This is a genomic window from Sphingomonas melonis (genome assembly GCF_013409985.1).
Lineage (GTDB): Bacteria > Pseudomonadota > Alphaproteobacteria > Sphingomonadales > Sphingomonadaceae > Sphingomonas > Sphingomonas melonis_A.
Map to the genome: position 1 here is coordinate 926,911 of NZ_JACCBY010000001.1, position 16,412 is coordinate 943,322.

The 16,412-nt window shown below is 64.0% G+C and carries 9 protein-coding genes; 7 read left to right on the top strand and 2 right to left on the bottom strand.

What is annotated here, in order from left to right; genetic code table 11:
- Nucleotides 1-125 precede the first annotated feature (125 nt).
- Both HD841_RS04505 and HD841_RS04510 read right to left on the bottom strand, forming a co-directional pair.
- Nucleotides 126-683: a TetR/AcrR family transcriptional regulator gene (locus HD841_RS04505; RefSeq protein WP_179507651.1), complete on the bottom strand. Its 558-nt coding sequence runs from the start codon at nucleotides 681-683 to the stop codon at nucleotides 126-128.
- A gap of 745 nt (nucleotides 684-1,428) precedes the next feature.
- On the bottom strand, nucleotides 1,429-1,818 hold the full coding sequence (locus tag HD841_RS04510; protein WP_179507652.1) for a hypothetical protein: 390 nt from the start codon (nucleotides 1,816-1,818) through the stop codon (nucleotides 1,429-1,431).
- Here HD841_RS04510 and HD841_RS04515 point away from each other — a divergent pair.
- The 7 genes from HD841_RS04515 to HD841_RS04545 all read left to right on the top strand — a co-directional run bounded on the left by HD841_RS04515 (nucleotide 1,812) and on the right by HD841_RS04545 (nucleotide 16,411).
- Complete coding sequence (locus HD841_RS04515) at nucleotides 1,812-4,733, top strand: caspase family protein (protein WP_179507653.1); 2,922 nt, start codon at nucleotides 1,812-1,814, stop codon at nucleotides 4,731-4,733. The two genes, HD841_RS04510 and HD841_RS04515, sit on opposite strands and share 7 nt — an antisense overlap.
- Before the next feature lie 443 nt (nucleotides 4,734-5,176).
- Nucleotides 5,177-5,749: an RNA polymerase sigma factor gene (locus HD841_RS04520; protein ID WP_179507654.1), complete on the top strand. Its 573-nt coding sequence runs from the start codon at nucleotides 5,177-5,179 to the stop codon at nucleotides 5,747-5,749.
- Nucleotides 5,746-6,714, top strand: a complete 969-nt coding sequence (locus tag HD841_RS04525) for a FecR family protein (protein WP_179507655.1) — start codon at nucleotides 5,746-5,748, stop codon at nucleotides 6,712-6,714. The genes HD841_RS04520 and HD841_RS04525 overlap by 4 nt, the downstream gene beginning before the upstream one ends.
- Nucleotides 6,715-6,789: 75 nt before the next feature.
- Entirely contained in the window at nucleotides 6,790-10,170 is a 3,381-nt protein-coding gene (locus HD841_RS04530) for a TonB-dependent receptor (RefSeq protein ID WP_257015220.1), read from the top strand.
- Between the two features lie 199 nt (nucleotides 10,171-10,369).
- On the top strand, nucleotides 10,370-11,329 hold the full coding sequence (locus HD841_RS04535) for a cupin-like domain-containing protein (protein ID WP_373562953.1): 960 nt from the start codon (nucleotides 10,370-10,372) through the stop codon (nucleotides 11,327-11,329).
- 174 nt (nucleotides 11,330-11,503) lie between these two features.
- On the top strand, nucleotides 11,504-13,729 hold the full coding sequence (gene bglX / locus HD841_RS04540) for a beta-glucosidase BglX (RefSeq protein WP_179507656.1): 2,226 nt from the start codon (nucleotides 11,504-11,506) through the stop codon (nucleotides 13,727-13,729).
- Between the two features lie 414 nt (nucleotides 13,730-14,143).
- On the top strand, nucleotides 14,144-16,411 hold the full coding sequence (locus HD841_RS04545) for a glycoside hydrolase family 3 N-terminal domain-containing protein (RefSeq protein WP_179507657.1): 2,268 nt from the start codon (nucleotides 14,144-14,146) through the stop codon (nucleotides 16,409-16,411).
- Nucleotide 16,412: the final 1 nt, after the last annotated feature.

Sequence of the window (16,412 nt, forward strand, 5' to 3'; positions counted from 1 at the left end):
ATCTAGGCGATTTGTAAAGATGTTCGGCTTCGCCGCGCCGGCCGCCCGTCTCCTTGTGGATGGCGGTTCCGGACGTTTGGACGAGCGCGCTGCGTCTTTGTTGCGACATGGACTGGACGCCGTGATCAGGTGGTAAACTGCCAAGGTTGCAGACCTTCGCGGAACAGCCTGATCACGAAATTCAGATGTCGCATGCCGTCGTCCGCATCGGGTGCCGAGGTGCCAGCGGCGGCGGCGCGCTGGATGCCGGAAAGGAGCATGACGATGAACGCTTCCGCCAAACGGCCAGCATCGTCGGCCGCGATCCCTCTCTGCGCGAGAAGATCTGCGACCGGAGCGGTGATGAGGCCGCTACCCACTTCCAGGGCGTGCCTCACCGCCTCGAATTCCGGTCCTTCCCGGAACAGGAGCCTCGTCATCTTCAGCGAATAGTCGCTGGAGAGGGCGGGCAGCAGGGCCGCACCATATTCGTGCAGCGAAGCCTCGAGGTCGGTTCCGGGATCGAGCGGTGGCAGATCTAGCTCCGCCGTGCCATCGACGATGCAGGCTTCGAACAGGGCGGCCTTGTCCCGGTGCCAGAGATACAGCGTGCGCTTCGACACACCTGCGCTTCGGGCAATGCGCTCCATGGTTGCGGCGCGATACCCATGCAAAAGGAATTCTTCGCGAGCGGCGTCGATCACGATGGCGCGGCGAGCCAAGATGGCGGCGGGCGACGGTCTCCCCTTTGGCGCGCGCTTCGGTACTCCGTCGGACGCGGACGCGGACCTGGACGATTTACCGGCCGCGGGATCACCTATCGTCCCGACGCCCACGTCGCCATTGCCAATGGGGACCTTGGTTTTCCCCTCGTCGTCACATCCGTTCGTTATGCTTGCTGGCCGGGTCAGATCGTCGTCTCCTGGAGGCGAACTTGGTTGGTCCGCTCGCGACGACCCTAGTGAACCGATCGGTTTCAAGGAAGAGGGCTAACCCGAGAGGTTGATCTTTCGTGACATTGGAAGCCCGTCCACTGAACCTCGACACGATCACAGCTTTCGCTCCGACCCAATGTTGCAGCCTCTCACATGATCAGCCATTTCTATCCGCCCTCGAACGTGTCTCCTGCATTGGAGGCGTTCCTGCCGCCGATGCAGGATTGGCGTCGATGATGATGAGCCGCTTGTCGACGCTAGGCCCGACATGCGCCCCAGCGCATACGTATGTCCGTCCCGCGGACAACAGGCTCGTCGGCTCAGCGGGTGCCGCACCGGCAAGAGACGTCCACCACGCCGGCCGTGGCCCTGTCGGCGTAGGCGGGAGCATTATCCATTTCGATCAGGAGGCCAACCGCGATCCCCGCCGGCCGTGATTTCAGATGGAACGATGCGATGCGGCGACGCCTTCCGCCTTCGCACCGCATGGTTCGAGCGCGGCGCTGCGCGTGTCCTACACCTTCTCGATCGTTATCTGCGGCGACGAATCGGCGGCGATCCTTTCCAGGGCCTCGCTGGCGAGATCGGCTATCGAGATCGACTGTCCCCGATCGTGCAGGACCACGCGATACCTCTTCTTCTTCTGCGATTGCCAGAAGTTTAATACGGTGATGGTCGTGCTGATCGAGCTCATGGTGAGGCTTGCGATCGACAGCCCGATCATGATGGCGGACTTCGATCCTTCCACACCCACCGTGGCAGGCGTCGCGTGGACACCTTCCGCACGTAGCAGGTCGGCCAGCTCCCGCAGGTCCGGCGAGACGCTGGCATCGAAGCTACCATTGAGCGATATCTGCAGACCCACATGCAACTCCTTTTCCATAAGCTCGGGGCCGAATGACACAGCGAGCACTCTTTGTCTGTAGCGCGAAGGCGGATCCTCCACTTCTGTACGGCGCGGACGACTGCACCAAGATCCGGGAAACGCTGATGGATCCGCGTTTCGGCGGGGCCGAGATGTTCATGCCGATCGAGCCCCTGATCGATTGCGCGACGACTGGCGAATTCATGAAGGCGCTGTGTGATTTCGTCGAGCTGACGAAGGAAGTCAGCCAGCGCGTCCTCTATTTCACCGGCCACGGGCGCTCGGAACGAAACCAGTTCGCCTTCGAGTTCGACGGCACCCAATCCGCCGCGTTCGACGTGGTGGCAAGCCTCCTCGCGCCCACTAGCGGTAGACGCAACCTGTTCATCGTCGACAGCTGTTACTCCGGGGGAGCTGCAGCGGCCGGTCTGAAGTCCGGCGCCACCTTCCCCGTCAGCGCGGGCTCATGCGTTTTGTCCTCATGCCGGGAGACGGAGCTTAGCAGGGAGGTTCCGGGCCATGGCAGCCTCTTCACCCATTACCTGTGCGAAGGGATCAGGACCGGCCTCGATGGAATCCGGACGCCGGAGGGCATGATATCCGTGACGGATGTGGTGACGCATGTCCGTCGCAAGCTCGGCGAGCGGGGCGATGGCATTCTGACGCGGCAGACGCCTACGTACAGCGTCATCCAGGGGGAGGGGGCGTTCTGGATCGCGACCAACGTCTCGGGAGCTCTCGTGGACGGATTGGACGAGAGGAAGCCGCGCCTCGACGGCGATCCGCTTGCGCTCCCGCCCGCCGGCGCGACCTTCGCCGATCTGGACGAGGCCGCCATTCAGGCATTCGCCGGTCGCCACCCCAGTGCGCCCGCCGACCCTCTGCAGGCCGCTCAGCAGCTCGGAATGCTGTCCGCGGTGGGTGACGATCGTCCGAGCGCCGCGGCGATACTCTGCTTCGGGAAGGCGCCTCATCGATTCTTCCCCGACGTGGCGTCGATCTTCTCGGTCGGCGACAAGGCGAGCGGCTCCCTGGTCGCCCAGCAGGTGGAAGGCACACTCGTCCAGCAGTACGATCGTTTCATCGAACTGCTCCTGCGGCATCTCGATACACATTCGACGTTCGATGCATCGGGCTCCCGCAGCGACCGGTTCGAGATCGAACCGGCCGTTCTGCGCGAGGTCGTCGCCAACGCGTTGACCCATCGTGACTTCGTCGGACGCGGTCGTGTCCAGGTGCACATCGACGAGAGGCAGATCGAGATCGTCAACCCCGGCGCCTTCCCCGACGGGCATGGTTGGGAGGCTCTATTGGAGAGACCGGGAAAGTCCCTTACCGGCAACCGCCGCGTCGCCAACTTCCTCAACAAGCTCGGCACGGTCGAGGGTCTCGGTCGCGGCTTCCATGTTCTGAAGGCGTTCCGCGAGACCATGGGGAATGACGCCCTGCGTTTCGAGCAGGCCGGCGGCGTGGTGGCGTGTTATCTCAGGCGGGCGGTCCGGACCGATCACGCAGGGGCGTCGGCGGCCGCGGGAGACATGCTGGAACGCGAAACCGAGAAGCAGCTCGGGCAGGCGCTCGCGTTGCAGGCCAGGTCGCTGCCCCACGTCCAGATGTTCGGACAGCGGTTCGCGCTCGAGAAGTTCTTCGTCGAACCCATGATGCGCAGGGCGGATGGACACTCTATCGCATACCACATGCTGCTGGAGCAGGTCCGGAAGACCACGGGCTACAAGGCTGTGATCATCGGTGCCGCCGGCATGGGCAAGACGATGCTGTTCAGGAAGCTCGCGTTCGACCTCCAGAAGTCGTCGGAGGTTCATACGCCGCAGCATGGTTCCGGCACTCCTGGTGAAGAAGGAGCTGCCGCAGCCCTAGACGAGCCGCTGATCCTCAGCGCCTCGTTCAGGAACCTCAACGCTGACCTGCCACTCGTCTCGGCGATAGCTCAGGGGCTGGGCGCCTTTCCGACGGCGCTTGACCATGCACTGCATCGCCGTCGGACCATCCTGCTGTTGGATGGATATGACGAGATCGCGTCGGAGCAACGGTCGCTGTTCGATCAGCGGATCGCGGGCTTGGTCGAGGACCACCCGGATCTCTCCATTCTTCTCTGCTCACGCCCGGCGGCGAGCCTGGCGCGACCTCCGTTCGACGCGGAGATGCTGACCATCATGCCATTCACACGTGGTCAGGCGTTGCGGATGACCGATCTGGGGGAACCGGGCACGCTGGCGAAGATGATTGCCCAGTTGCCCGAGGACAGTCCGCTCCTCGCCAATCCACTCCTCGGTCAGATCGCGGGCCTGACCTTCAGCGGATATGGGAGGGTGCCGGACATGGGTCACCGGGTCGGACCGGTGTTCGTCGAGTACATGCTGAAGCGGCACGACACGACGAAGGGGCAGTACAGGCGTGCGCTCACGCTCGATCCCGCGCTGATGGGGGATGTGGTCCGGACGACGGCGCTCATGATGCTGATGCATGGCGAGAGCCATATGGAGGAGCAGGCGGGGGAGAGGCTGATCGGTGCGGCCTTGCGGCTAACGGGACGAGGTGCCGAGCGGGCGGACCCGCGTCGGGTCCTGGATGAGATGATAGAGTACGGTTTCTTCCTTCAGCGAGACGGAGACCATATCGTCGCCTTCCACCGCTCCATCATGGAGCAACTCGCCGTGGAGGGCGCGAGGGTGATCAGCGATCCCGAGATCTTCACGCGGCTGGTCATGCTGCTCCTGCAGCGTCATCGATCTGTGCAGCTGTCGACCGACCTGCTTGAGGGTTGGATATCGGACCGCGCTCAGGGCGAGGCGGTGCTCGAGCGGCTACGGGAGAACGTGGAGCACGCTCCGGAGGAGGTCGCGATGCTTCTCGAGCAGGTCATCGCGAAATCCACCGGGAAGCTGCCTGAACGTCACGGTGCGACCGAGGGACTCTTCGACCTGCCTCTTTAGCTGCAGTGGAACCACTGAACTTCAATTGCGGATCGTCGCTTGTTTCGATCGCTTGCAATGCGAGCAGGCTGTCGGCGAGGTCGGCTGCCACGAGCCGCGGTTCGGAACGGCTCGCTCGCATGCCTGCGGAGCGTCGCCTTGAGGTTTGTCGATGCGCCACGTGATAGCGCCCGGCGGCTTGCCTGATCGCCACTGTCGTGGGAAATGGGGCCCGTCGCGGTTGAGGAGGCGTGATCCGGTAGGAAGACCATGCCTTCGCTTGTCAGCGCTGTACGACCGCCGTCCAATCCGTCTCTAGATACTCGGCCATCTGCTCCGTCACTACCAGAAATGCCAGTGTTGACGAAAGTGCGTTACGGTTGCGGGTCGCTCGCTTGTCTAACGAAGATGCATGAGGCGACTGGCATAGATCAGAACCTCCCGGAGAAGTGGACCAGTCTTCTATGGTTGACGATGATGCCCTGGAAGCCTGGTTCTGCGAGGAGGTTCTGCCGCTGGAGCGTCGTCTCGAGCAGTTCATCCGGCGAAACTGGCGTGTTGCCGAGGATGTACGCGACCTGACCCATGACGTTTACGAACTCGCGATCGCCGGAGCACGGAAGGCGCTGCCCTACAACACGCAGGCGTTCATGCTCATGATCGCGCGCAACCACCTGATCAATCGCGCGAAGCGGCAGAAGATCGTGTCCTTCGAGATGGTCGCGGATCTCGAAACGATGGAGAGGGAGGTCGACGTGTCGGCCACCGAAAGACATCTCGTCGCGCGCGACGCCCTGCGTCGGACGAAGGACGGCATCGAGCAGCTCTCGCCTCGCGTCCGCGAGATCGTACTGCTCCGAAAGGTCGATGGGCTGAATACGCGCGAGACGGCGGCGCGGCTGGGCATCGGCATCGATGCCGTCGAACGTCAGCTCTCCATGGGGATGAAGGCGCTTGCCGACTTCATGCTGGGCGGCTCGGGCAGGATCGTCCGTCAGAAGGCGGCGGTTCGGCGCCGCAAGGAGGGGCGAATATGAGTCCGACGCAGGAGGCGCAGGACGCCGCCGCGAAATGGATCATCCGTCGCGACAACGGCGTATGGTCCGAGAGCGATCAGATCGAGCTTGAGGGCTGGCTAGCCGCGTCGGACAGGAACAAGGCGGCATACTGGCGGCTATCCCATAGCTGGCGGGAAGCCGATCGCATCGGTGCTCTGGGGGTGTCCAGCGCGCGTCGTGGCGTGGATGTCCGTCCACGTCGTGCCCTGCGCCCGATGGCGTTGGCGGCATCGCTGGCGCTGGCGATCGGATTTGGAGCTTCGTCGTATCTCGTCGGGCGACCGGACGCCCAGGCGGAAACCCGTCGTTTCGTCACACCGGTGGGGGTGCAGAGGGCGGTCACGCTCGCCGACGGGACGAACGTCGAGCTTAACACGAGCACGACCGTCCGTACCGCGGTCTCACACGATAGCCGCACCGTATGGTTGGATGATGGCGAGGCGTTCTTCTCGGTGGCGCGTGATGCGGAACACCCCTTCGTGATCTTCGCTGGTGCGAAGCGGATAACGGTGCTGGGTACCAAGTTCTCCGTGCGGCGGGCCGGGGGACGCATGACCGTGTCGGTTCTTGAAGGTCGGGTTAGGATCGACGACGCGGACGTCCCGGCGTCGGCAGGTGCGAACTCCTCCACGATAACGGGCGGCGTGCTGGCCGTTACCGACGGAGCCTCGACGCTGGTCACCCAGAAGTCCGAAGCGCGCGTCGCCGACGCTCTCGCCTGGCGGAACGGATTGCTCAAGTTCGATCACGTGCGGCTGGCCGACGTTGCGAAGGAATTCAATCGCTACAACCGTCGACAGATGGTCATCGACATGTCCGCGGCGGGGATCCCGATCGGTGGATCCTTCCGGGCCACCAACATGGAGGCTTTCACGCGGCTGCTCGGCGAAGCGTACCATCTCCAGATCGCGGAAGATGGTGATCGCATCATTATTTCGAGCTGAGCGCGTTACGGTTTTCCCCGAGCCGGCTGTCTACCCTTTCACAGACCGCAGTTTGATGCGGCAAAGGGGAGAGGCATGATGAAGAGGACTTTGTTCGCGGCGCTATCGTCGAGCGTCTGCATCGTGGCCATGGCGACGCCGGCGCACGCACAGGCGCAACTGCAGCGGTTCGAAGTTCCCGCAGGATCCTTGAAGTCCGCCATCGACGCTTATTCGAAGGTGACCGCGCGCCAGGTGATCTACCGGGCGGATCAGATCGAAGGCGCCCGGAGTCCCGGCGTGATCGGTCAGATGAGCGCCGATGCGGCTCTGGCGAGGATCCTCGAGGGCAGCGGCTTCGGCTATCGCGCGGAAAGCACGGGGGCGATCGCGCTAGTCGCCCAAGAGGTCGGCGCCGGTGGCGCGGTCGCTGGCGAGGCGACGGCTCAGGCTGACGCCGGCGGGTCGGACCCCAGCGACGACATCGTCGTCACCGGTGTTCGGGCATCCCTCGAACGTTCGATCTCGATCAAGCGCAACTCGTTCGGCGTCGTCGACGCGATCTCCGCGGAGGACATCGGCAAGTTCCCCGATACGAACCTCGCGGAATCCCTTCAGCGGATCACGGGCGTCTCCATCGACCGCACGAACGGCGAAGGCTCGCTGGTCACGGTTCGCGGCTTCGGCCCGGCCTATAACCTCGTGACCCTGAACGGCCGCACCCTCGCGACATCGCTCGTGCAGGTCGTCGGTTCAGACGGCCTCGGCGATGACGCCGTCGGCACGAGCCGGTCCTTCGACTTCTCCAATCTCGCATCGGAGGGCGTGCGCACTTTGGAGGTCTACAAGACCGGCCGCGGTGCGGTTCCCTCGGGTGGCATCGGCGCGACGATCAACGTCGTCACCCGCCACCCCCTGGACAACAAGACCGGCGGCGTGACGGGTAGCATCGGCGTCAAGGGCGTCTACGACACGAGCGTGGATGGCTGCCTCGACTGCGGCGCGAAGGTCACACCCGAGTTCTCCGGAGTGCTTAGCTGGAAGGATCCCAGCGACCGGTTCGGCGTGTCGCTGTTCGGCAGCTATCAGAAGCGGAACTTCACGTCTGTGGCCGCCCAGTCGAACAACTGGAACATCATCCCCTACAGCGACTTTGCGGTGCCCGGTAACTACGTCCGGGCCGGCGGCATCTGCCCTGCGGGCACGACGACGCTGCAGCCGAACTGCACCATCCTGCAGAATGCGCCGACGGACGGGAGCCAGCTGGTCGCGATACCGGACGACAGCAGCTACCAGTATGCCGAAGGCAGCCGCACGCGTATGAATGGACAGGCCGTCGTCCAGTTCCGGCCGACGGAGGCTCTGACCCTGACGGCCGATGCCCTGTACGCCGAGAACAAGCAGCAGGAGGTGCGATCGGGCCAGCAGATCTGGTTCGCGCGGCCCTTCGACGAGGTGCGTTTCGTGCCGAATGGCCCGGTTCGCACGGCGAGGTATCTGCACGAGACGACGCCGAACCTGAAGGATGTCGGCTTCGAGGAGCAGAACCGCGCGCAGAAGAGCCGCCTCACCGATTTCGGCCTCAACGCGAAGTGGGATCTGGCTGAAAACTTCTCCGTCAGCGTGGATGGTCACGTCAGCAATTCGGCCAGTCGTCCGAACAATCCGAACGGCTACAGTTCCACCCGCGTGGGCGTCGGCGCGATCGTCGTGGCGGAGCACTCCGTCGACTACAGCGGTCCCATCCCGGTCACGCAGTTCTCCCTCGGCAATCGACCACTCGATCTCACGACCGTCGGGTCGACGATCGCTCGCCTCTCCGCCTCCACGCAGACGCAGAAGGTCAAGGAGCTGCGGGCCGATTTCGGTTGGGACCTCGGGGAGGGCAGCCGGTTCGACTTCGGCGCGAACTATCGGACGTCGGACACCCGTCAGCTTCTCCGCGGCCAGAACCAGACCCTGGGTGACTGGGGGCTGAGCAATCCGGGCGATATCGAACGGGTGGTCCCTGGTGCGCTTCAGGCTTTCTGCCTCGTGTGCAAGTTCGACCACTACGATCCGGGTCGGGATCCCGAGACGCTCGTCGCATACCGGGGGGATGCCGCCAAGGTGTTCGCCGGCCTTTCGCCATACTACGCGGGTCTGGGAAAGAATCTCAGTGACACGGCAAGGGTCAACAACGCCGTCAGGGAGGACATCTGGGCGGGCTATGGCCAGCTGACGTGGAAGGGTGAGATTGCGGGGCGTACGGCCTCCCTGGTGACCGGAGTCCGATTCGAGCGCACCACCACCAAGTCGACTTCGGTCCAGGCGATTCCCTCGGCCGTCCTGTGGCGGGGGGGAGACTTCAACATCACCATCGGCGACGAGAGCAGTGCTCTGGTCGACAGGGGGCACTACACCAGTCTTCTTCCATCCATGGACTTCCAGGTCGAACTGGCAAGAAATCTCATCGGCCGTTTCTCCGCAAGCCGCACGATCGCCCGACCGAACTACGGCTCTCTCTTCAGCGCCACGCAGATCGTCAGCCCGGCCGTCACGGCGCTCGGACAGATCCCGACCGCGTCGACGGGCAATGCGGGATTGAAGCCGCTGACTTCGGACAATGTCGATCTTTCGCTTGAGTACTACTACAAGTCCGACAGCTACGTTTCCATCGGCTTCTTCGACAAGCGGGTGCGCAACTTCATCGGAAACGGCCAGTACAACGCTCCTCTGTTCGGACTTCGCAATGCGACCTCGGGCAATGCCGGAACGACGTCCGGTGCGGCGGTGGCGGCATTGCGGGCGCAGGGCTACGATCTCAATGAAACCAACCTGTTCACGATGAGCGCTCTGATCCAACAGCGCGGCTCGGTCGCGGCGGCCACCGCCGAATTCGCTTCCAACTACAATCTGGCCGCGCGCGCGCTGAACTCCGACTACGCCAACGCCATATCGTCGCTTTACGACGTGCCCGCCGGCGCGGGTGATCCCCTCTACCAGTTCCAGATCACCCGTCCCATCAACAACCGCGATGCCGAACTGTACGGGCTCGAGGTGGCCGCGCAGCACTTCTTCGGTCGCACGGGGTTCGGCGTTTCAGCCTCGTACACCCTGGTGCGCGGTGACGTCGGCTACGACAACGGCGCGGATCCCACGGCCGACCAGTTCGCCCTGCTGGGCCTCAGCGACACCGCGAACGCCACGTTGATATACGACAAGTACGGCGTGTCGGCTCGATTGGCGTACAATTGGCGGGGTACCTTCCTCTCGGACACGAACCGGGTTCCCTACCACAGCCCTGTCTACAACAAGCCTTTCGGACAGCTGGACATCAACGTGAGCTACGACGTCACGCCGGACATCGCCGTTTCTCTCGAGGGCATCAACCTCACACGAGAGAGCGTCAGGACCTATGGCCGCGACACGAACGAGCTCTGGTACGCTCAGGAGCTCAACCGTCGCTTCATGGTAGGCGCCAGATACAAGTTCTGACCCGTTTCAACCCCTCCCCCGCTGAGGCCGCTGCACCTTGCAGCGGCCTCCTTTTTATCTGGGTTGCGTTCGCTCTAAGTACTCGGAGGATGGTCGATTGCTCGAGGACTCAAGTCGCCTTCCAGCGTCCGCGCGAATAGTCTCCAGGACGAAAGTCCTGGAAGGGGTGTCGGCGCATGCCGTTCCGATCGGGGAACTCGTGGCGGAAGGGCGTCCCGTGATCCTGAAGGGCGTTCTGCTCCACTGGCCGCTGGTTCGTCACGGATTGCGTTCCCCCAAGGACGCGATGAGGTATCTCGAGGGGTTCTACCGGGGCGAGCCGATCACCGCGTCCATCGCACCGCCGCAGGTCAAGGGGCGCTTCCACTACACGCGGGAGGTGGATGGGCTCAACTTCCGGATCGAGCGAATGGCGCTTGGCGCCGTTCTGGATCGACTTCTGGCCCAAATCGATGACGGCGATCCGCCTGGCCTCTACGTGGGATCGACTGACGTGGATCGCTACCTTCCGGGCCTCCGCGGGGAGAACGATCTCGGCATCGCCCTCGAGCGGCGGGCCACGAACCCACCGTTGGTGAGCCTATGGCTGGGCAATCGGACGATCGCATCGGCGCATTGGGACGTATTGAACAACATGGCGTGCTGTGTGGTGGGTCGCCGGCGATTCACCCTGTTTCCACCGGATCAGATAGAGAATCTCTATCCCGGTCCGCTCGAGCTCACCCCCGGTGGGCAGGCGGTCTCGATGGTGGACTTTTCCGCTCCGGATCCCGAGCGTTTCCCGCGCTTTAGCGAGGCGTTGGGCAAAGCGGAGATAGCCGAACTCGACGCCGGCGACGTACTGTTCTTTCCTCCTCTCTGGTGGCATCAGGTCGAGGGCCTTGGCGCGATCAACGCAATGATCAACTATTGGTGGAGCGAAGTTCCAGGCTTCATGGATTCGCCCATGGACACGCTGCTCCATGCCATGCTCAGCCTGAGGGATCGGCCTTCGGACGAGAAGCGGGCGTGGCGCGCCATGTTCGACTACTACATCTTCGGGCCGCCTGAACGAGCGGCGGCTCACCTGCCCGTGGCTGCCCGCGGTGCGCTTGGACCGCTAGACGAGCGGCAGGCGCGTCAGCTCCGTGCCTTGTTGCTTCGTCGGCTGAACAGATAGAAGACGGTCCCGCGGACTTAACTCCGCAACCCGCTCGAGGGCATCGGTGGGGCGTTGTGGCAGGGCATCAATGGAGACGGAATGACGATGATTACGATCCTCCGCAGTCGGCGTTGGAAGGCAAGCACAACGGCGGCCTTCCTTCTTCTTACGGGAGCGTCGGATCCCGCGCCAATGAACGTCGCGGTGTCTCAGAGCGATGACGCCGCGGTGAATCGTGCCGTCGAGAAGTTGATCTCGCAGATGACGCCGGAGGAGAAGGTGGGGCAGCTCACCAATCTCTTTCTGCTGGATTACGGTACGATCAGGAAGGACCTGGAGGCGGGGATCGCGAAGGGCGATGTCGGCAACGTCCTTTTCGTGACTGATCCGGTTGTCGCCAATCGACTGCAGAACATAGCGCTTACCAAGACCCGGCTCAGAATTCCGCTTCTATTCGGGTTTGACGTGATCCACGGGCTGACCACGATCTTCCCGGTGCCGATCGGGGCGGCCGCATCCTGGGATCCCTCGCTGGTGGAGCGAAGCCAGGCGGTGGCGGCCGCGGAGGCACGTAGCGTCGGGATCGGCTGGACCTTCGCCCCCAACGTGGACATCTCGCGCGACCCCCGCTGGGGCCGGATCGTCGAGGGAGCAGGAGAGGATCCGTATCTGGGGAGCGTTATGGCGGCTGCGCAGGTGCGTGGCTTCCAGGGAGCCGCCATTGGCAATCCGAACCATGTGATTGCGGGTGCCAAGCACTTCGCCGGTTATGGTGCCTCGCTCGGCGGCCGTGACTACGATGAGGCCAACATCTCCGACGCGGACCTATGGAACGTCTACTTGCCCCCATTCAAAGCGACGGTCGACGCGGGTGTAGGATCGATCATGAGCGCCTACATGCCGGTGAATGGCGTGCCGAGTACAGGTAGCCGTTGGCTGTTGACCGACGTTCTGAGGAAAGAATGGGGTTTCAACGGTTTCGTCGTTAGCGACAACAACGCCGTGAAGGACCTGCAGAAGCATGGCTTCGCATCCGATCTCTCCGACGCGGCCGGACGCGCACTTGGTGCAGGCGTCGACATGGAGATGGCGACGAGCGATCCTGCTTCGCCGCGCCTCGTCGAACTGCTGGCCGCCGGCAGGATCTCAGCGCAGCGGTTGGACGACGCCGTTCGGCTCGTGCTCACCGCGAAATTTCGCATGGGTCTCTTCAAGCATCCGTACGTCGATACCGCGAAGGCGACCCGAGCGCTGGCGCGACCGGAATACCTCGTCGCTGCGCGGGTTGCGGCCGAGCGATCTGCCGTCCTCCTTCGCAACGAGGGCTCCGTGCTGCCGTTGAACGCTAAGCGCCTGAACTCAGTCGCAGTCATCGGTCCACTCGCCGGTTCCGCTGCCGATGCCCTTGGGCCTTGGGTCTTCAAGCAGAACCATCCGCGTTCGAGCAGCATACTCGACGGCATTCGGAACAAGGTCGGCTCGCGTGTTGACGTCGTCGTCGCGCAAGGAGTCAACCTTCCGAAACGAATGCGTCCCTCTCCCTTCGTAGGTGTCGTTGGGGATCCTCACACGTCCGTCCCGAACATCGACGAGACTGCAGGAATCGCTCGCGCGGTCGAAGCGGCCCGCGCTGCCGACGTGTCCGTGCTGGTGGTTGGGGAGGGGCAGGACATGGTCGGCGAGGTTGCATCCAAGTCGTCGCTCGATCTGCCAGGCCGTCAGCAGGAACTGCTGGAAGCGGTGGTCGGCACAGGAAAGCCGGTGGTCGTCGTGCTGATGAACGGGAGGCCGCTAGATCTTCATGGGGCTAAGCCAGCGGCGATTCTTGAAGTCTGGTATCCCGGATCTGCCGCTGGCGCATCCACCGCCAATCTGCTGTTTGGAGACGCGGTACCCGGAGGAAAGCTGCCGTTCACTTGGCCTAGGAACGCCAGCCAGCTGCCATTGTACTACTCGCATCTCACCACCATGGACCCGGTCAATGCCGATCGCCGCTATTGGAACGACGCCGGAGGAGCCGTCTACCCGTTCGGGCATGGTCTAAGCTATACGACCTTCACCTTCTCGAAGACCAGAGTGGAGCCAGCCGTCATATCGCCCTCGGGGACGGTGACGGTGTCCGTCGATGTGACCAACACGGGCGAACGGATGGCCGATCAGGTTGCGCAGCTATACATCCATCAGCGATCGGGCACGTCGGCGCGCCCGGTGCGCGAACTCAAGGGCTTCGAGAGGGTGGCGCTGAGACCTGGCGAGACCCGGACCCTGAGCTTCACTCTCGGCACCGCCGAGCTACGATACTGGAACGCCGAGAGCCATGCCTGGGTCGTCGACGAGAGCATCTTCGACGTGACGGTTGGTGGCGACTCGACGGCTTCCTTCGCCACGAGCTTCAAAGTCGGGAGCCACGGACCGTAGCATCCAAGGCACAACGTGCCTCAGTCTCGTCTCGCATGCACATGCCTGCGGGATTCCATCGCGAAAACCATGGTTCGGCGAAGAGGCAGTTACTGCTTTTCGATCTTGGATTGTCTTGCTGGGTAGAATGGCTGCGGAAACACGTGGCGGGGGAGGGACGAATGCACGAGCAGCGACGTGGCGCATCACCCTCCGCTTGCCGAACTGCAGGCCCTCCGAACACTGTCGTCACGTTGTGCACGACCGGTCCATCGGTTTGCTCTCGCACCGCTTACTCTCGTCGTTTCGCCACCGTCGCGGCCGAGCGATTAGGGGTGCTTCCCACTCTCGGTGGCTTCAGGCGGCTGCACGAAGACGTCCGGCATCCCAGCGTATTGTCATATCCGATCTAGGGGCGAACTCCTAATGTCACACATGTCCCGGCGCACCCTGCTCAAGGGTGTCTCCGCCTCCGCAATCTCGATGTGCATGTCGCCAGCTATCGCCAAGCGCAACTACGTTGCGAGCCGTCGCATCGAAGGCCTGATCGCGAAGATGAGCATCGAGCAGAAGGCTGGTCAGCTCAGCCTCTTCACGGATCCGGTGAGGTTCGCCGGGAAGCCCGCGAACCCGGGATTGGTGTCCGAACCGCTCGATGTGTTGAAGCGGCGCATCGCTAGTGGCGAACTGACCGGTCTCTTCAACGGCCTCGGGGTCGCCGTGGGTCGCGAGCTGCAGCGCGAGGCGCTGAACGCCCCACACGGCATCCCGCTGATCTTCGGCATGGACGTCATACACGGTCTCGACACCGTCTTCCCCATACCGCTCGGAGAGGCCGCGAGTTTCGATCCGGAGCTCGCCAGGCGAACGGCCGAGGCCGCTGCGCTGGAATCGTCCGCGCGCGGCCTGCACTGGACGTTCGCCCCGATGGTGGACGTGGCGCGGGACCAGCGCTGGGGGCGCGTCGCCGAGGGAGCGGGCGAGGACACGTGGCTCGGTAGCCGTTTCGCCGTGGCCCGCGTTCGCGGTTTCCAGGGCGACGATCTCCGGGATCCAACGCGGGTCCTCGCTTGTCCGAAGCATTTCGCGGGCTACGGCGCGGTGCAGGGCGGCATGGACTACAATACCGCGGAGCTTACCGAACGGACGCTTCGCGAGGTGCATCTTCCACCATTCAAGGCCGCATTCGACGCGGGCGCCTTGTCGACGATGTCCAGTTTCAACGACATCGACGGCGTCCCCTCCACGGGGAACAGGCATCTGTTGACGACCATCCTTCGCGACGAATGGAAGTACACCGGCTTCGTCGTGTCCGATTGGACGGCCGACGAGGAGATGATCCTTCACGGGTATGCGGCGGACGAGGCGGACGCGGTGGTCAAGGCGATCACGGCGGGCTGCGACATCTCCATGCAGAGCAATCTGTACAACAAGCATCTCCCCCGGCTCGTACGGGAGGGGCGTGTGCCGCTGTCCGTCGTGGACGAGGCCGTCCGGCGCGTTCTCCGCGTCAAGGACGCGCTCGGCCTCTTCGACAATCCGTACAGGTCGCTCGATCCACGCCGCGAGAAGTCCGACGTCGGGCGCCGTGAGACGCTGGCGTTGGCACGCGAGGCGGCGCGGAGGTCGATCGTCCTTCTCAGGAACGAGGGCGGGTTGCTTCCCCTGGCGAAGACCGCCTCCATCGCGCTGATCGGCCCCAGCATCTCCGATAAGGCCGATCTGCCCGGTCCTTGGGCAAACGCCCCGGACCTGAAGACCCACGTGACGATCGAGGAGGGCTTCCGGGCCGCGCTGGGTCCGTCCGGCCGCCTGAAGGTGGTCGCCGGATCGGGCTACGACGAACCGCTGGCCGGTGGCATCGAAGCCGCCGTGGCGGCGGCGCGGGCCTCGGACGTGGTCGTGCTGGTTGTGGGCGAAACGTCCCAGATGTCGGGCGAGGCGCAATCCCGTGCCTACATCGGCATACCCGCGCCGCAGCAGGCTCTGGCGGAGGCGGTGGCGGCGACGGGAAAGCCGATCCTCGTCCTCCTCCGCCACGGCCGGGCCCTCGCCCTCGAAGGAGCGGTGCGCGATGCCGCGGGCGTCATGGCGACCTGGTTCCTCGGATCCCAGACCGGGCCCGCGATCGCCGACGTGGTCTTCGGCGACCACGAGCCGCAGGGCCGCCTGCCGGTGAGCTTCCCTTTGATGACCGGCCAGGAGCCCTTCTACTACAACCGCCGTACCACCGGTCGACCGCAGTTGACGGACGATGCCAGCTACAAGGCGCGGTATCGTGAGGTCGGGAACGTTCCGCTCTATCCCTTCGGACATGGCCTCGGATACTCCAAGGCCGTCTACGGTCCGACCCAGGTCGACCCGGCGACCCTCGGCTCGGGACGCATTCGCGTCTCCGCCAAGGTCACGAACGGCGGCGGCCGTCGCCTCCACGAAGTCGTCCAGCTCTACGTGCACGACAAGGCGGCGTCGAACACCCGCCCGATACGTGAACTGCGTGGCGTCAGGCATCTCGACCTCGCGCCGGGCGAATCCGCGGTCGTCGACTTCGAACTGCTGCCGGACGATCTGGCCTTCGTCCACGCGGATCTGCGACGCTTCGCGGAAGGCGGGTCGTTCGACGTATGGATCGCGCCCTCGTCGGAGGCCGGGACCGCGGCGACCTTCGCGCTGGCCCGCGATACCGTGCCCGCTGCGATCTGAG